Origin of the sequence: Streptomyces umbrinus (assembly GCF_030817415.1) — a bacterium.
Classification (GTDB): domain Bacteria; phylum Actinomycetota; class Actinomycetes; order Streptomycetales; family Streptomycetaceae; genus Streptomyces; species Streptomyces umbrinus_A.
The window spans coordinates 5,244,595-5,261,922 of record NZ_JAUSZI010000002.1 but is presented as its reverse complement, the minus strand read 5'-3'; the positions used below and the strand labels follow the sequence as shown (position 1 = coordinate 5,261,922).

The window sequence follows — 17,328 nt, the reverse complement described above, 5'->3', positions numbered from 1 at the left end:
GTGGGGGTGGGCGGTGCCGGCCGCTGGTCAGGCGGCGAACACCTGCGAGTCGTCGGCGAACGCCTTGAACTCCAGCGCGTTGCCGGCCGGGTCGAGGAGGAACATCGTCCACTGCTCGCCCTTCTGGCCCGCGAAACGCACGTACGGCTCGATGACGAACTCGGTGCCCGCCGCCCGCAGCCGCTCGGCAAACTCCTGGAAGGCCTCGACCGTCAGAACCAGACCGAAGTGCGGCACGGGTACGTCGTGGCCGTCGACCGGATTGTGTATGCGCTGCGCGCGCTCCGGCGCGAGGTGCGTGACGAACTGATGGCCGTGCAGATTCCAGTCCACCCACGTGGCCGCACTGCGGCCCTGCTCCAGGCCCAGGACGTCGCCGTAGAAGCGGCGCGCGGCAGCCAGGTCGTCGACCGGCACGGCCAGGTGGAAGCGGGGGATCGGGGAGTCGAGAACGGTCATGGCACTGCCTTCCTGCCGGGGAGCGGAGCGGCCCGTGGGCGATCCTGCTCGACTTGTCCTAATGTTGACATCACGACAACGTCCGAATGTTAACATTAGGTCATTGGTGGAGGAGGTGCAATTCGGGCATGAGTGATCAGGGCAAGGTGGCCCCGGCTCGCCGCCGGGGTCTGGCCGACGAGGTCGCGGACCGCATCCGCGAGGCCATCTTCAACGGGGCCTACGCCCCGGGCGAGCAGTTGCGCGAGGTGGAGCTGTCCGGCGAGATGGATGTCAGCCGCGGCCCGGTGCGCGAGGCGCTGCGGCTGCTGGAGCGCGAGGGCCTGGTGCACTGTGCGTGGCACCGGGGCACGACGGTGACGACGCTGTCCACCGAGGACGTGGCTGAGCTCGACAGCCTGCGCGGCGCGTTGGAGGACCTCGCCGTACGGCAGGTGATCGCCCACGCCTCGGACGAGGACCTCGCGTCCATCGCGAAGACGGCCGACATGATGGAGCGGGCCGACGATGCGCACGAGATGGTGCGCCTGGACATCGCCTTCCACGACGCGGTGTTCGCCGCCGCAGGACACCAGCGCCTCGCCGACGCCTGGGACGGCATACGCTGCCAGGTCCACCTGTTCCTGCTGACCCGGATCAGCCGCAGCACCGCCGGCTACCTCGACTGCATCCCGCGCGAGCACCACGGACTCGTCACCGCACTGCGCGCCCGCGACACCAACACCGCCCTCAACCTCTTCGCAGCCCACCGCCGCCACGCCGTCGACGTGGTCGCCGGAACCACTGCCTGAGTGTTGGCAAACGCTCGTTTGACGACAGGTGTGGCGGGCGTCCAATGAACCCAGGTGTTCCGGGGGTCCGGGGCGGCTCGAATCCAATCAGATCCGATGGTGATTGATGACGGGGTTTGACGACAGATAGGGTCCATTCCTCCGCGCGGAAAGGGGCCCCGATGGCGAACCTGGTCTACAAGAGGGTCTCGACCGACCAGCAGTCGACCGACCAGCAGAACCTCGTCCTGGACGAGGCCGGGATCGAGAACCCGATTTCGTTCGAGGAGGAGGCCGGCACTTCCAGCCGCCTCCACCCGCTCCAGCGCCCGAAGTTCGGCGAGCTGCTGGCGTACGCGCGGCCGGGCGACACCGTGCACATCTCCGAGATGTTCCGCCTGGTGCGCGGCACCGGCCACATCCTCGACGTGCTCGACGTCCTGCACGCGGGCCGCCTCGCGCTGCGCATCCACGACGGCGCGTTCTCCGGCATGGACCTCACTGCCCGACACCCCCGCACCGGCGAGCTGCTGTCCACCGTGAAATTCATGGTGCAGACCCTCGCGGCCGCCGGCGAACTCCAACGCGACCTGCAGCGCGAGCTGACGTACGACGGGCTACGGGCCGCCGAGGCCAAGGGCAACAAGGGCGGACGCCGCCCCGCCCTCGCGGGCGAGACGATCGCCGACGTACGCACCGCCTACCTGGAGGGCCAGTCCATCGCCGCCCTCTCCCGCGAGCACGGCGTCAGCCGCGGCGCCATCCGCACCGCAGTCGCCGACCTCCTGCCCGAGCACACGCCCGCCGACCCGGGCGCCCCGGCTCCAGAAGTACCGGTCGCGCTGGACATGCCCGGCAAGGTCGCCGACTTCCTCCGCACCACCGAGCTGGAGCCCGCCGAGCGCGCCGCGCTCGACCACGGCCAGGCCGTACGACGCGGCACCGGCTACCTGCACGTCACCGCCGTACCGGCGATCCACCGCCAACTCCTCGACCGCTGCCAGCTCCTGAGCGGCGCTGGAGCGATCCCGGCGCAGCGCAAAGCCCGCCGCGAGTACGAAAACCGCGTCAGCACGCTCGGGCTCGAAGCGCCGTAGCGCCCCCTTTGGACTCCAAGATCATCCCGTGGCGGGTTTCTGGCGTATCTGGGAACCGCCGCGAATGCCGCCTTAGGTGCAGGGCTGAGCGTCCAGGAACCGGTGGAGGGATGCCGCCATGCTCGCCACGAATGCGTCGCGGGTCCGGTCGGAGACCAGTTCCAGGGACAGGTACGGGTTGAGGTCCTCCAGCTCTACGAGGAGTAGCTCGCCTTCCTGGGTGCGGCAGGCGTCCACGCGCTGGATGCCGTGGTCGAGGGTGTTCCAGTCGATGAAACGCCGGGCGAAGACCAGGTCGGCGTCGGTGGGCTCGTAGGGCTCAAGGACCCAGCGCCGCTCGGGATCGGGGGCGTGAAGGGCGTACTGGAAGGCGTCGTCGACGTAGTAGAAGGACACTTCGTAGCGGAAGTCGATGCGCGGCTGGACCAGGATGTCACCGTAGGCCAGGTCGCTCAGCTGCTCTCGGGGCAAGAAGGTCAGGCCGATGGAGTCCGCGCCCGCTTTCGGCTTGACCGCGTACTGGCCGGCCTCGGGCAGCAGGTGCAGGTCCTCGGGCCGGTCGATGGTGGGGATGACCGGGTATCCGGCGGCGGTCAGGTCCAGCAGGTACTGCTTGCCGGCCATGTCGCCCCGGCCGGACAGCGGGTTGTAGACCCGGATGCCACGGGCCACGGCCTGCTCCCGGAAGGCGTCGTACTCCTTCTGGTAGTGCAGCACGGGCCCGCTGTTGCGGACCACGGCCACATCGAAGGCGTCCATCAGCGCGGCGGCATCCAGCGGGTGGCACAGGGCGACGTCGAAGGCGTCACGCAGTCGGGAGGTCAGGAAGATGTCCTCGTCGCAGTAGCGCCGCCCCCGCGCCTGGTAGACGAGGTCGGTCACGAACAGAACTCTGCGGCGCTCGGGCATCGTGCATCTCCTTAGACGGTGCCCCAAACCTACCTATCCCGCGGAACGCAACCTGGGGCAGCCGCGTCGTCGTGGGCTGTCAGCGCGCTCACCCCCTGACGCCTCTCGATGTCATCTACCGCTCAAACTTCCCTACGTCACAGACTCGCGCCCGGTCAAGGTTCGGTTGCACACGCTCAAGATCCGATGTCACAGGACAATCGACAAGACTTTGAAACCGCCCTGCCCCCGGGGCCGACCCAAAACTACTGGCGGGTTACTTGTCACCTTGTTCGCCGCTCGTTAACGGCACCCCAACCTCGTAGCTGCTCGTCGGCGGCGGCGCGGCGCAGACTGCGAGAGGCGAACCACTCCACGCCGACTGACTCACCGCGATCGGTCACCAGGACACCGTGGGCGCGGTAGCGGTCGTCGCTGTCGGCTTCGGGTAGTCCGGCAGCTGCCAGAAGCGTCCGGATCTCCAGCCGCAACGGACCGCGAGCTGGAGGTTGGAGTCGATGCTGGGTGCTCGGCACGGGACCTGCTCCTTCGTCGGGAACGAGTGGTCATTCAACGAGAGTGATGTCGCCGTTGGGAATCCAGCCCTCGATGTATCCACGGAGAAAGGGGCCGAGCTCGCGTGGATATACATCAAAATCTTCGTCCTCGACATTCGGCAACGGATGCCAGAAGTAGTCGACATCCGTAACTGGGCGGGTGCAGGCATGAAGGCTGATGGACCTAATTCTGCTGCGCCGGACGACGAAGACGTGTGTCGATACGTTCGGGCCGCCCGGCTCCGGCAGCGGGTTGATTCTTCCGACTACCGGAGTGCGCGCAAGGAACCAGTGTGAGAAGAGCTGATCGAAAACGTGAATGACGGAAAATCTGGATGGCCGGGCAGGGATAATCGTTGCCTTGACCGGCCGCCAAGTGGAATCGCCGTGAACCCTGCATAGCAATACCCGATCCTGGCGGTCAATCACAGCCAGGACGGTGGACGACATTTTCCTTCGCGGAGCTCGCCTCATGCGTTGAGCGTCCATCAGGAATTATCCCCACGCCTCCGCTGAGTCGCAGGCGAATGAAAGCGAAATAAATCACCTGGTTCACTGAAGCGCCAAAGTTACTGCTGTCACCGGCGAGTGGTCCACATGTGCAAGATGTCTCCCATGGGTTCGTGAGTCCCATCAGAGTTCTCCTGGACGCCGGGGCCGACGTTGAAACGAAGCACGGGGCCTCGCTTCCTCAACTCAACCTTGTCGAGCGCCGCGTGCCGGTCTGGATGTCCGACGACGACGTGCTGGCAACTGTCCGCGATGTCTTGATTGCAGGTGCCCACTCGGCTGAGCTTGACCTCTTCCACAGAAGTGCCCTGACCAGGAATGAGCACGAGTTGCGCTGAGGGGCTGACCGGAAATCTGATCTCCTCCGCGTCTTTCAGCCCGAATCCACTGAAGGCGTCGCTCGCTGTGTGCGGGCGCCAGACTACGAGAGGCGCGTCGGAGGTGAGGAAGTTCGGTTTCCGGCTGGCCTCCAGTCGCCAGTGCCGAGCTCGGAATTCCGGGAGGCAGACCTGGACCGATTGCAACGGCAGAATCACCGCGTCGTTCTGGGTGGGATCGCCACCGGATTCCGCACGCAGGCCGTGGCAGAACGCCCAGGCACCCTCGGCCTCGGCCGGCCTCGGCGTGTAGCCGAGGTGCTTCTTCGTGAGGTACTCGGCTACGAGCTTCTTGTCGACTTCCCGGCCGTCCGCGTAGGCGGTGAGGTTGCCGGCGAAGAGCATCATGGTGCGCTTCCTCGGCGTTCTGGCCATTTGCACCGCCAGGTACAGGCAGAGAAGTTCCCTGTCGTCGCTGCCTGGGAGGGGAGGCATGTCCGTCTCGTCAATGCGGCGCAGGGCCGCCAGCCCTGTTCCCTCCAGCTCGCAGAGCTCTCGTTCAATGACTGTGGAGGGTGCGCCGTTCTCGTCCGTGATGGTGTAGAAGCCGGTCTCGGCTGCGATGTTCTTGACGTTGGCGAGGTGCGTCTTTGCGGGGAGTCGGCGCCTGACCCTGACCTGTTCACCGTGGCCGAACCGAGCCAAGTAGCTCTGAGGCACGTAGTGGTGGAGTTTCGGCGTAGACATGCCACCCAGAGTAGGAGGCTGGCTTCGAGCGATCAGGTGGGTTTCCCGGGAGGGAGCCTTGACCTGACTGTCAGTCTGGGCCCTCGTACGCGACCATCGTTCACCGCCCTCAGGCGAAGCGTTGAGTGTGCGAGGAAGCTTTCAAGCTGACGAGAACGTGGACTGCTTCATGTCGGTGCGCGTCACTTCCAGAAGGTCCACCGGCACGATCCGACAACGTGCCCTGACCTGACCCTATGAGGGCCGGGGCCCCAATCGGGCGGGCCCGGAGGACCATCGGCCCGGGATGCAGGCTTACGTCGGGATCGATGTGCACCGCCGGTCGCAGATCGCCGTCACGGATGAGGGCGGGAAGATCGCGGTGAACCGGAACGTGCCCAACGGCCGGGAGACGGTGCTGGGGGTGATCGGAGATCTGCCGGTGGGCACGCCGGTGGCGTTCGAGGCGGCGTTCGGCTGGGGCCGGCTGATCGAGCTGCTCCAGGATTACGGCTTCGAGGCACACATGGCGCACCCCTTGCAGTGCAAGGCGATCGCCTCGGCGCGGCTGAAGAACGACAAGGTCGACGCCGCGACCCTGGCCCATCTGCTGCGCGCGGACCTGCTGCCGGAGGCGTGGATCGCCCCGCTGCTGCTGCGTGAGCAGCGGGCCGTGCTGCGCCACCGCGCCCAACTCGTGCGGCTGCGCACGCTGCTGCGCAACCGGATCCACGCGGTCCTGGCCCACCACGGCTGCGACCGTGCGTCCAGCTGCTGGAGCGCACCGGGCCGGGCCTGGCTGGACGAGCTGCCGCTGCCGGAAACCTCCCGGCACGTGGTGGCCGACCTGCTGGAGATGATCGATGCACTCCAGCAGGTCATCGACCGGACCGACGCGGGCTTGGCCGCGACGGCCAGGACGGACCCGCGGGTGAAGGCGCTCACCGCGCTGCCCGGCGTCGGCCGGCTCACCGCCCAGATCATCGTGGCCGAGGTCGGCGACATCTCACGCTTCCCCTCCGCCCGCAAACTCGCCTCCTGGGCCGGCCTCACCCCCACCGTCCGCGGCTCGGACCGCACCGTGCTCTACGGGCACATCTCCAAACAGGGCGACCCCTGGCTCCGCTGGATCATGAACGAGGCGGCACAGACCGCCAAACGCTCCCCGCAGTTCGCGGCCCACTACGAGCAGATCGCGCACCGCCGCGGCAAGAAGATCGCCACCATCGCGATCGCCCGCAAACTCCTCACCCACGCCTACCACCTGCTGCGCGACGTCGAGGCGGCACGCCGGCCGAAGGAGCCCTGCACCTCAGCGTGACGACCACCTCCAAGGAGTGGGACACCAAGCCCCGGGCGAGCTCGCATCGCTGCATGAGCCGGCCACGCCGCGCTCGATGACCTGAATGAGCAGCCCGGCCCCCGAAGCAAGGTCATGATCCCGCCCGGTCGGCCGGGATCGAATGGGTGCGTGGAGGCTTCCCTCCGCAGGACCGCATGCCGGGGGACCACGGCCTGGGCATCCCCGCCCACCAGTCACAACAGCCCGGCGAACAGGGCCACAACCTCACCGGGACGGGAGCTCATGCGCCTTGACAACCCCGGCCCTCATGGGTGCGGCGATGGAGTTTTCTACAAGCCCCACGAAGGCGTGGTGCCGGTTCCTGGGCCCAGGTGGGGGTTGGGGGTGTCGTGCGTGTCCCCAGCCCTCCTCCTGGTGGCAGGGAGAGGTACCGGGAACAGCGTAGCGGACGAGCGTGGGGGCTGGGTGGGCAGTGGTCCGGGGTGGCCTGCGAACGGGCGCCGCACCCCGCTCAGCACCCGCACCCCGCTCAGCACCCGCACCCCGCTTACGACCCGCACGCCACTCACCACCCACACGGCAACCCCGCCTCGATCACCGTCGGCCCTCCGGTCGGGCTCGTCAGGCGTATGGTGCCGTCGAGGGCCGCGACCCGGCGGCGCATTCCGAGCAGGCTCGAGCCGGTTGTCTCGTCGGCGCCGCCGTGGCCCTCGTCGGACACGGTTACGGTCAATCCCGTTGCTGCGCACGTGAGTTGGACCGAGGCGCGATGCGAGCCGCTGTGTTTCGCGGCGTTGGTCAGGGCCTCGGCCACGGTGAAGTAGGCGGCCGCCTCGACGCCCGCCGGGGCCCGGGGGCCGGTCTCCAGGCCGCCCGTGTCGACGGTGACGTCCAGGCCGCTGCTCGCGGCGAGGGCCCGTACGGCACCCGCCAGTCCGCGGTCGGTGAGGATCGGCGGGTGGATTCCGCGGACGACGTGGCGGAGCTCCGTCAGGGCCTCTTCCGCCTGGTCCTGGGCGTCGTCCAGGAGTTTGCGGGCAGTGGCGGGGTCGTGTTCGTACGCGCGTTTCGCCAGGCCGAGGCGCATGGAGAGGGAGACCAGGCGGGCCTGGCTGCCGTCCTGCAAGTCCTGTTCCATGCGGCGCAGTTCGGCCTCGTGGGCGGCGACCACTCCCGCCCTCGTCGCGGTCAGTTCCTCGACCCGCTCGCTCAGACGTGCCCTGGGGGAGGGCTTCAGCAGGGCGGTGGACCACCTGGCCTCAAGGTCCGCCAGGCGGGTGATCAGGGGGAGGACGAGCGGGGCGCGGTTCAGGAGTCCGCAGCGGACTCCGTCCACCAGCAGCGCCGCCGGCCAGAGGGGAAGGACCAGGATCGGCAGCACGCTGCCGTAGCCGTACTGGGCGAACATCCAGCGCAGGTCCATGAGCGTGCCGGGGTCCTGGACCGCGGTGCGCAGGCGGGCGCGGAGCGGGCCGTCGTCCAGGGGGAGGTAGGCCTCCGGGATCCGTTCGCCCGTCCACTCGGCCACCTGGCGGCGCTTGGCCCCGGCGATCCGGCGTACCAGCGTCACCGTCTCGGGGAGCAGTCCCGCGCCCACCACCGCGAGGGTGGCCGTGGCCGTGATCAGCAGGACCGTGAGGAAGAGCATCGTGCCGAAGGTCAGGACCGCGGCCCTGGCCAGCTGGACCGTTGCCCCGGCCGCCTGCCGCGTCGTCTTCCTCATGCCGTTCAGGCTAGGAGCCGCGGGGTGCCCCGCGCGGGGGAGCGGGCCACCGTCCTGGTGGTGTAGCCCGCTACACCACGGTTCGGGAGCCCGCTCTCTCGTGACGGCGAGCCGCCACCGGGATCGTTGATCTCGGAAGTCGACGGCCCCCGGAGGGCGTTGACGGCCCCGGCGGAAGCCGGGCCACGGGCCAACCCTGGCCCCCTTTCAAACACCGACCCACCACCCGGGGCCCACCGTCCGAGGCCCATCGCTCGAAGCACCCCATGGCTCGAAGCACCCCTACCTGGCACTGCCCAATACCTCGCACCACCCAATACCTCGCACCGCCGCCGTACCCCCGCACGCCGCCCACACCCCTCGACGTACGCGACTCTTGGAGACCCCCGTGGCCACTTTCCTCTACCGACTCGGCCGGCTGGCCTTTCGAAGGCGCTGGTACGTCACCCTCCTGTGGGTGGCGGTCCTCGCCGCCGTCGGGTTCGGTGCCGCGAAGGCGCCCGCCGCCCCCGACGCGACGAACAGCATGCCGGGTATCGAGTCCCAGAAGGCCTTCGACCTGATGGAACAGCGCTTCCCCGGGACCGAGGCCGACGGCGCGACCGCCCGCATCGTGTTCGTCGCGCCGGACGGGCAGAAGATCACCGCCGCCGACCACCGGAAGGCCGTCGACGCGCTGGTCGAGCGCGCGGCCGACGGACCACAGGTCGCGAGTGCCGTGAACCCCTTCCAGGCCAAGGCCGTCAGCAAGGACGCGACGACCGCGTACGCCACCGTGACCTACAAGGCCGACGCCGACGACCTCACCGACGCCGCCAAGCACCGGCTGGAGAGCGCCATCGAGCAGGCCCGGGACACGGGCCTCACCGTCGAGGTCGGCGGGACCGCCCTGGAGACCCAGCCCTCGGCGGGCGGTTCGGCGGAGGCGATCGGTATCGCCATCGCCGCCTTCGTACTGCTGATCACCTTCGGGTCGCTCGCCGCCGCCGGGCTTCCGCTGCTCACCGCGATCCTCGGCGTCGGTGTCAGCATGGCGTCGATCATGGCGCTGGCCAGTGCGTTCGGTCTGTCGTCCACGACCGGCACCCTCGCCACCATGCTGGGCCTCGCCTGCGGCATCGACTACGCCGTGTTCATCGTCTCCCGCTACCGAGAGGAGCGCGCCAAGGGCCACTCCCCGAAGGAAGCGGCCGGGCTCGCCGCCGGTACCGCCGGATCCGCCGTCGTCTTCGCCGGGCTCACCGTCGTCATCGCGCTCGCCGGGCTCTCGGTGGTCGGCATCCCGATGCTCACCAAGATGGGCCTCGCCGCCGCCGGAGCGGTCGTCGTCGGGGTGCTCATCGCGCTGACCCTCGTCCCGGCCGTCCTCGGCTTCTGGCCCAACGCCGTTCTCTCGCGCAGGGCCCGCAGGAGCGGACGTATCAAGGAAGGCGGTGAGAACAACGGCGGCAGCCGCTGGGCCCGCTTCGTCCTGCGCCGCCCCGTCCCCGTCCTGATCGCCTCCGTCGTCGGACTCGGCGCCCTCGCGATACCCGTCATGGACCTCCAACTGGGCATGCCGGGAGCCGAGGCCAAGCCCACCTCCGCCACCGAACGCCGTGCCTACGACGACCTTGCCGATGGCTTCGGCCCCGGCTTCAACGGGCCCCTCACCGTCGTCGTGGACGCCAGGAACGCCGAGAACCCGAAGACCGCCGTCCGTACGATCGAGAAGAGGATCGGCGCCACCGACGGGATCGTGTCCGTCTCACCGGCCCGGTTCAACTCCGCCGGGGATACGGCCGTGTTCTCCGCGATCCCGTCCACGTCACCCACCAGCGAGCGGACCGTGGACCTGGTCAAGAGCATCAGGGCCGACCGCCCCGCGACCGAGGCCTCCACCGGCGCGGAGTTCGAGGTCACCGGCACCACCGCTTTGAACATCGACGTAGCCCAGAAGACCCAGGACGCGCTGATCCCGTACCTGATCCTGGTCGTGGGCCTGGCCATCCTGCTGCTGATGATCGTCTTCCGGTCCGTACTCGTCCCGGTCAAGGCGGCCCTCGGCTTCCTCCTCTCCGTGCTCGCGGCCCTCGGTTCCGTCGTCGCGGTCTTCCAGTGGGGCTGGGGCGCCGGACTCCTCGGGGTCGAGACGACCGGCCCGATCATGAGCATGATGCCGATCTTCCTGGTGGGCATCGTCTTCGGACTGGCCATGGACTACGAGGTGTTCCTGGTCGCCCGGATGCGGGAGGCGTACGTCCACGGGGACAGCCCGAGCCAGGCGATCCGGACCGGCTTCCGGTACAGCGCCCGGGTCGTGGTGGCCGCCGCGCTGATCATGATGGCGGTGTTCTCCGGGTTCATCGGGGCCGGTGAATCGATGATCAAGATGATCGGCTTCGGGCTCGCCATCGCCGTTCTCTTCGACGCCTTCGTGGTCCGCATGGCCCTCGTCCCGGCCGTCCTCGCCCTCCTCGGCAAGGCCGCCTGGTGGATGCCCCGTTGGCTGGACCGGATCCTGCCCCGCGTGGACGTGGAGGGCGAGGCCCTCAGCCACCGGGCCGCGGCTCCGCAGGCCACGAAGGACGAGGCCCCCAGCGAGGCTCGTACCGAAGGAGAGGAGACAAGGCCGGACCTCACAACCGTCTGACCGCCCCCCACCGAGGGCCGCCCGCCGACACAGGGGCGGTCCTCGGCCCGTACGCACCCGGTACTCAGCCCCGCACCGCACAGCCCCGCACCGCACCCGACAGGAACCCGCGATGACCACCAGCCGGCAGCGACTCGTACGCGGACTCGTACGCAACAGCCCCCGCGTCCGCGACATCTCGATCGCCCTGCTCCTGTTCGCCGTCTCCGTGCCCGGCGCGCTGTACGTCTCCACGGGCGCCGCATCCCCGCTCCCGTGGTGGGCCGTGCTGCTGCTCACGGGCAGCTCCTGCGGGGTCCTGCCGCTGCACCGCACGCATCCGTACGTCACCGTGGCCGTGACCACCGCCTGTGCCGTGACGGCGGCCGGTCTCGGCCAACTGCAGACCGTCCTGTCGCTGGGGCCGCTCATGACGGCGCTCTACTCGTTCGCCCTCCGGACCGACCGCGACGGCGTCCGCAGGTGCTGTGCCATCGGGATCGCGGCCCTGCTGATGACCACCGAACTGATCGCGGGCCCCGCCGACCGTCCGCTCGACCTCAAGGCGGTCGGCCCCGCGGCCTGGGTCCTGCTGCCGACCGCACTCGGCAGCTGGGTCCGGCTGCGACGGGCGTACGTGGACGCCGTGCGGGCCCGTGCCGAACACGCCGAGCGCACCCGTGACGAGGAGGCGCGGCGCCGGGTCGCGGAGGAGCGGATGCGCATCGCCCGCGAACTGCACGACGTCACGGCCCAGCATCTGGCGCTGGCCAACGCCCAGGCCGGCGCCATCACCCACCTCATGCGCACCGACCCCGACCGGGCCCATGGGATCCTCGCCGACTTCGCGGTCTCCACGTCCTCGGCGCTGCGTGAACTCAAGGCGACCGTCGGCCTGTTGAGACAGACGGACGACGACCCGGACGCGCCCGCGCTGCCCGCCGTCGGACTGGCGAGGCTGGCCGCGCTGACCGAGTCGTTCCGCCGCGCCGGACTCGCGGTCACCGTCACCAGCGAGGGCGCGCCGCAGCGGCTGTCACCGGGAGCGGATCACACGGCGTTCCGGATCGTGCAGGAAGCCCTCACCAACGTCACCAAGCACGCGGCCGCGCGCGAGGCACGGGTCCGGCGCGCCCACGCCGACGACCGGCTGACCATCACGGTCACCGACGACGGAGGCGGCCCGCCACCCTCCCGGAAGTCCGAGACCGGTGACACCGGGACCGGCAGCGGCTTCGGCCTCCTCGGCATGCGCGAACGGGCCCAGTCCGTAGGCGGCAGCCTCCTCGCCCGTCACCGCCCCGAGGGCGGCTTCGAAGTAGTGGCCGAACTGCCCCTGTTCCAGAAGGACCTCGGTCAGAGGGATCCCGGTCAGAAGGATCCCGGACAGGAAGGCAACGGCGGGTCAACGCCAGTCAGGAGCCCCTGACGCGGGCGGCAGAACACTCTCGATCTTCGTCCGGATCTCCCGCATGACCGCGACGACCCGGGCCTCGTGCTCCGCGTCGAGCCGGGCCACCGGCACCGAGCAGCTGATGGCGTCCGTGGCCGGTGAGTCGTACCGCAGGGCGAAGCCGAAGCCCGCGATGCCGGTCACCGTCTCCTCGCGGTCGATGGAGTGGCCGCGCTCGCGCACCTGCGCCAGGTCGGCGAGCAGGGTGGCGCGGTCGGTGTGGGTGTTCTCCGTGAGGGCGGCCAACGGCCCATCTGGGAGCGGGAGTTCGTCGTCGGGACGCTCGGCGAGGAGCGCCTTGCCGAGGGCGCCCGCGTGGGCCGGGATCCGGCGGCCGACCCGGCTGATGGTGCGCAGGTACTCGTGGGACTCACGGGTCGCGAGGTAGACGACGTTCGGGCCGTCCAGCCGGGCCAGGTGGATCGTCTCGCCGAGCGCGTCCGAGGCCGCGTCGAGATAGGGGCGGACCGTGCGGACGTGCGGGTCGCTGTCGAGGTAGCTCGTGCCGGTGTGCAGCGCGCTGATCCCGATTCCGTACAGGGAGCCGGTGGTGTCGGAGCGCACCCAGCCGCGGTCGACGAGGGTCTGCAGCAACTGGTACATGCTGCTGCGCGGCACGCCCAGCTCCTCGGCGAGCTCGTCCAGGCGGGCGGGCCGGTCGCCGCGCGCGGCGAGCAGTTCGAGCAGCGCGACGGTACGGGCCGCGGACTTCACCTCGCGGACGCCCGAGCCCCCTGTACGGACCCGGGCCCGCGCCAGGGGGCCTCCGCCCTGCACCTCTTCGCTCTCCGGCATGGGGCTCATCGTAAATCCGCGGTGTCGCACCCATTGACCCCGCGCGTTCACCGACTTAGCCTCCATCTTCATACGTAGACGGTATCTGCATATGGAGACAGAGTTCATGACAGGGATCAGCGCGGAGGCCGAGGGCACCGTCCAGCGGCTGCGTGACGGCATGGCGGGCGGGGTGCTGTCCTTCCCGCTCACGAGCTTCCACAGCGACGGCGGCCTCGACCTCGACTCGTACCGGACGTACCTGACCGGCCAGTTGGCGGCCTCTCCCGGCCCGGGCGCGGTCTTCCCCGCGTGCGGCACCGGTGAGTTCTTCTCGCTGGACGAGGACGAGTACCGCGAGGTCGTCCGGGCCACGGTGGAGGTCGCCGCCGGCCGCCTGCCGGTGGTGGCGGGCATCGGCTACGGCTGGGCGCAGGCCCGCCGGTTCGCCCGGATCGCCGAGGAGGCGGGCGCCGACGCCCTCCTCGTGCTCCCGCACTATCTGGTCGCCGCCCCGCAGGACGGACTCGTCGAGCAGTTGCGCCAGATCGCCGCCGGCACCTCGCTCCCGCTCATCGCGTACCAGCGCGGCCAGGTCGCCTTCACCGCCGAGGGCCTGCGCCGGATCGCCGAGATCCCGACCGTCATCGGCCTCAAGGACGGTCACAGCGACCTGGACCGGCTCCAGCGCCTCACCCTCGCCGCCCCGGACGGCTTCCTCTTCTTCAACGGCGCCTCCACCGCCGAGATCCAGGCCCGCGCGTACGCCACCGTCGGCGTCCCCGCCTACTCGTCGGCCGTGCACGCCTTCGCCCCCGAGATCGCGAACGCCTTCTTCACGGCCCTGCAAGCCGACGACCACACGACAACGACCAAGCTCCTGCGCGACTTCTACGTCCCCCTCGTGGAACTCCGAGACCGAGTCCCCGGCTACGCCGTCTCCCTGATCAAGGCAGCCGCCCGCCTGCGCAACCTCCCGGTGGGCCCGGTCCGCGCCCCCCTGACGGACCCGGCCCAGACCGACCTGGCAGCCCTGGAAAAGATCCTCGACACGGGCTTGGCCTTGGTCGGCGCACAACGCCAACGCTGACCGGCCCCTTTCTTTCAGGGGCGCGGGGAACTGCGCGCTCAGCCCACGAGGACTCGCACCGACGCACCGGCCTCAGCCACGCCTTTCAGGGGCGCGGGGAACTGCGCGACAAGCCCCACCCACCCGCACCCGGCACCAATCCGGCGGAGCCACCCGCACCCGGCCCCGAACCGGCGGAGCCACCCCGCCCAACAGTTCAAAGGGGAACTGCCATGCCTCTCCTCGTAGTAGGGATCAGCGTCCTGATCCTGCTGCTCCTGATGACCCGCCTGAAACTCAACGGCTTCGCCGCACTCCTCCTCGTGGCGATAGGCGTGGCCCTGGTCCGCGGAATACCCGTGGCCGACATCCCGGACGTCCTCTCCACCGGCATCGGCGACCAGATCGGCGACACGATGCTCACCATCGGCCTCGGCGCGATGGTCGGCCGGGTCATGGGCGACTCGGGCGCCGCCCAACGCATCGCGGGCAGGCTGCTGGACGCCTTCGGCCCCCGCTGGGTCCAGGTCGCCATGGTGGTCACGTCCATGCTCATCGGCGTGACCATGTTCTACGAGGTCGCCTTCATCATCATCGTGCCGATCGCGTTCACCCTGGTCAGGGTCACCGGGGCGAACCTGCTCTGGGTCGGCCTGCCGATGTCGATCGCGCTGTCCACGATGCACAGCTTCCTGCCGCCGCACCCGGGCCCCACCGCCGTGGCCGCGACTTTCCACGCGTCCGTCGGCCACACCCTCTTCTACGGCCTCTTCATCGCCGTACCCGCCGGTGCGTTCATCGCGCTCGCCTGGCCGCGGCTGCCGTTCATCAGGCGGATGAACCCCACCATCCCCAAGGGCCTGGTCAGCGAGCGGGAGTTCGCCGACGAGGAGATGCCCGGCATGGGCTGGTCGCTGTTCGTGGCCCTCTTCCCCGTGGTGCTGATCGCGGGCGCCGCCGTGACCGACATGGCCACGTCCGGCGAGAGCCCGTTCCTGAACTTCGTCGCGTTCATCGGCTCGGCGCCGATCGCGCTCATGCTGACCCTGCTGCTGGCGATCTGGGCGTTCGGACCGCGGATCGGCCGCAGCATGGAGGAGGTCAGCGCCTCCTGCACCTCGGCCGCCAAGGCGATGGCGATGATCCTGCTGGTCATCGGGGCGGGCGGCGCCTTCAAGAACGTCCTCGTCGAGGGCGGTATCTCCGACTACATCAAGGACGCCACCGACGGCTGGTCCATCTCGCCGATCATCCTGGCGTGGCTCATCGCGGTCATCCTCCGGGTGGCCCTCGGCTCGGCGACGGTCGCCGTCGTCACGGCCTCCGGCGTGGTCCTCCCGCTCCTCGCGGGCAGCGGCGTCCACCCCGAGATCATGGTGCTCGCCGTGTCGTGCGGGTCGATCGCCTTCTCCCACGTCAACGACCCGGGATTCTGGCTGTTCAAGGAGTACTTCAACCTCTCGGTCATCGAGGCGATCAAGGTCCGTACGACTTACACGACGGTGCTCGCGATCATCGGCCTGGGCGGCGTCCTGGCGCTGGAGTGGGCCCTGGACGTCCTCAGCCTGTGAAGTCCTCGACCACCGGCCCCGACCACCTTCACACACAAGGGACTTCGACCCGCATGAGCCAGCCGACCGTCACCCACTTCGCCGTCTATCCCGTCGCCGGCCGTGACTGCATGGAGCTGAACCTCTCCGGCGCCCACGGCCCCTACTTCACCCGCAACGTCGTCGTCCTCACCGACTCCGAGGGCCGTACGGGACTGGGGGAGGTGCCCGGCGGCGAGAAGATCACCCAGACCCTCCGCGACTCCGAGTCCCTGGTGGTCGGCGCGAAGGTGGGCGACTACAAGCGGGTCCTGCGCGAGATCGGCGCCCGCTTCGCCGACCGCGACTCGGGCGGGCGCGGCGCCCAGACCTTCGACCTGCGCACCACCGTCCACGCGGTCACGGCCGTCGAGTCGGCGCTCCTCGACCTCCTGGGGCAGCACCTCGACGTACCGGTCGCGGCCCTCCTGGGCGACGGCCAACAGCGGGACTCCGTACGCGTGTTGGGCTACCTCTTCTACGTCGGCGACCCCGACCGCACCGACCTGGAGTACGTCCGCGAGCCCGACTCGGACGTCGACTGGTACCGCGTCCGGCACGAGGAGGCCCTGACGCCGGAGGCGATCGTCCGCCAGGCCGAGGCGGCCTACGACCTCTACGGCTTCCGGGACTTCAAGCTCAAGGGCGGGGTCCTGGCGGGCACGGAGGAGGTCGACGCGGTACGCGCGCTCAAGGCCCGCTTCCCCGAGGCCCGCATCACCCTCGACCCGAACGGCGCGTGGTCACTGAGCGAGGCGATCGAGCTGTGTACGCCGCTGCTGGGCACCCTCGCCTACGCCGAGGACCCCTGCGGCGCGGAGGGCGGCTACTCGGGGCGCGAGATCCTGGCCGAGTTCCGCCGCGCCACCGGCCTGCCGACCGCGACGAACATGATCGCCACGGACTGGCGTCAGATGACCCACGCCCTCGCCCTCCAGTCGGTCTCCATCCCCCTGGCCGACCCGCACTTCTGGACCATGCAGGGGTCGGTGCGGGTGGCCCAGCTGTGCAACGCCATGGGGCTGACCTGGGGCTGTCACTCCAACAACCACTTCGACATCTCGCTCGCCATGGTCACCCACTGCGGGGCCGCGGCGCCCGGCGACTACAACGCCCTCGACACCCACTGGATCTGGCAGGAGGGCCTGGAACGTCTCACAGTCGCCCCGCCCCGCATCACCGACGGCGAGATCCGGGTCCCCGACGCTCCCGGCCTGGGCCTCGACCTGGACATGGACCGCCTCCTCGCCGCGCACGACCTCTACAAGGAGAAGGCCCTCGGTGCGCGGGACGACGCCACCGGTATGCAATACCTCATCCCCAACTGGCAGTTCGACCCAAAGCGACCTTGCCTGGTCCGGTAGGACCAAGGCGGCTCGTCGTATGTCTGCGGGCCCGCTGTGGCTGGTCGCGCAGTTCCCCGCGCCCCTAAAAACGTTGTGGCTGATCGCGCGACTTGGGGCGCCCCCAAAGACAGGGGCG

Annotated in this window: 14 protein-coding genes; 8 read left to right on the top strand and 6 right to left on the bottom strand. The window is 69.6% G+C overall.

Going from position 1 to position 17,328, the window contains the following annotated elements; genetic code table 11:
- Nucleotides 1-27 precede the first annotated feature (27 nt).
- Nucleotides 28-459, bottom strand: a complete 432-nt coding sequence (locus tag QF035_RS22770; protein WP_307522354.1) for a VOC family protein — start codon at nucleotides 457-459, stop codon at nucleotides 28-30.
- Between the two features lie 128 nt (nucleotides 460-587).
- On the opposite strand from QF035_RS22770, the gene QF035_RS22765 reads away from it, so the two are divergent.
- Nucleotides 588-1,250: a GntR family transcriptional regulator gene (locus tag QF035_RS22765; RefSeq protein ID WP_307522352.1), complete on the top strand. Its 663-nt coding sequence runs from the start codon at nucleotides 588-590 to the stop codon at nucleotides 1,248-1,250.
- A gap of 161 nt (nucleotides 1,251-1,411) precedes the next feature.
- Nucleotides 1,412-2,326 carry a recombinase family protein gene (locus QF035_RS22760; RefSeq protein WP_307522351.1) on the top strand — a complete coding sequence of 305 codons (915 nt, stop codon included), beginning with the start codon at nucleotides 1,412-1,414 and terminating at the stop codon, nucleotides 2,324-2,326.
- A 72-nt stretch (nucleotides 2,327-2,398) separates the two neighbouring features.
- On the opposite strand, the gene QF035_RS22755 is transcribed toward QF035_RS22760, so the two are convergent.
- The 3 genes from QF035_RS22755 to QF035_RS22745 all read right to left on the bottom strand — a co-directional run bounded on the left by QF035_RS22755 (nucleotide 2,399) and on the right by QF035_RS22745 (nucleotide 5,345).
- The gene (locus tag QF035_RS22755; protein WP_307522349.1) at nucleotides 2,399-3,235 is read right to left on the bottom strand and encodes a hypothetical protein; all 837 of its coding nucleotides are present in this window, start codon (nucleotides 3,233-3,235) and stop codon (nucleotides 2,399-2,401) included.
- 545 nt (nucleotides 3,236-3,780) lie between these two features.
- Complete coding sequence (locus tag QF035_RS22750; protein WP_307522347.1) at nucleotides 3,781-4,200, bottom strand: hypothetical protein; 420 nt, start codon at nucleotides 4,198-4,200, stop codon at nucleotides 3,781-3,783.
- Between the two features lie 149 nt (nucleotides 4,201-4,349).
- The gene (locus QF035_RS22745) at nucleotides 4,350-5,345 is read right to left on the bottom strand and encodes a DUF4238 domain-containing protein (RefSeq protein ID WP_307522346.1); all 996 of its coding nucleotides are present in this window, start codon (nucleotides 5,343-5,345) and stop codon (nucleotides 4,350-4,352) included.
- Nucleotides 5,346-5,631: 286 nt separating this feature from the next.
- Here QF035_RS22745 and QF035_RS22740 point away from each other — a divergent pair, with 286 nt between their 5' ends.
- On the top strand, nucleotides 5,632-6,645 hold the full coding sequence (locus tag QF035_RS22740) for an IS110 family transposase (RefSeq protein ID WP_307522344.1): 1,014 nt from the start codon (nucleotides 5,632-5,634) through the stop codon (nucleotides 6,643-6,645).
- A 547-nt stretch (nucleotides 6,646-7,192) separates the two neighbouring features.
- On the opposite strand, the gene QF035_RS22735 is transcribed toward QF035_RS22740, so the two are convergent.
- A complete protein-coding gene (locus tag QF035_RS22735) occupies nucleotides 7,193-8,350 on the bottom strand; it encodes a sensor histidine kinase (protein ID WP_307522342.1) in 1,158 nt (385 codons plus the stop codon).
- A gap of 388 nt (nucleotides 8,351-8,738) precedes the next feature.
- Between QF035_RS22735 and QF035_RS22730 the strand changes: the two genes are divergently transcribed.
- The gene (locus QF035_RS22730; RefSeq protein WP_307522341.1) at nucleotides 8,739-10,982 is read left to right on the top strand and encodes an MMPL family transporter; all 2,244 of its coding nucleotides are present in this window, start codon (nucleotides 8,739-8,741) and stop codon (nucleotides 10,980-10,982) included.
- Nucleotides 10,983-11,094: 112 nt separating this feature from the next.
- Entirely contained in the window at nucleotides 11,095-12,390 is a 1,296-nt protein-coding gene (locus tag QF035_RS22725) for a sensor histidine kinase (RefSeq protein WP_307522340.1), read from the top strand.
- Here the strand turns inward: QF035_RS22725 and QF035_RS22720 are convergent.
- Complete coding sequence (locus QF035_RS22720) at nucleotides 12,367-13,209, bottom strand: IclR family transcriptional regulator (RefSeq protein WP_373466701.1); 843 nt, start codon at nucleotides 13,207-13,209, stop codon at nucleotides 12,367-12,369. The two genes, QF035_RS22725 and QF035_RS22720, sit on opposite strands and share 24 nt — an antisense overlap.
- Before the next feature lie 106 nt (nucleotides 13,210-13,315).
- Here QF035_RS22720 and QF035_RS22715 point away from each other — a divergent pair, with 106 nt between their 5' ends.
- The 3 genes from QF035_RS22715 (at nucleotide 13,316) to QF035_RS22705 (ending at nucleotide 17,210) form a co-directional block, all read left to right on the top strand.
- Nucleotides 13,316-14,278: a 5-dehydro-4-deoxyglucarate dehydratase gene (locus tag QF035_RS22715; protein ID WP_307522338.1), complete on the top strand. Its 963-nt coding sequence runs from the start codon at nucleotides 13,316-13,318 to the stop codon at nucleotides 14,276-14,278.
- A gap of 212 nt (nucleotides 14,279-14,490) precedes the next feature.
- Nucleotides 14,491-15,828 (top strand): gluconate:H+ symporter, encoded by a 1,338-nt coding sequence (locus QF035_RS22710; protein WP_307522336.1) that lies wholly within the window; start codon nucleotides 14,491-14,493, stop codon nucleotides 15,826-15,828.
- 53 nt (nucleotides 15,829-15,881) lie between these two features.
- Entirely contained in the window at nucleotides 15,882-17,210 is a 1,329-nt protein-coding gene (locus QF035_RS22705) for an enolase C-terminal domain-like protein (protein ID WP_307522334.1), read from the top strand.
- Nucleotides 17,211-17,328 lie beyond the last annotated feature (118 nt).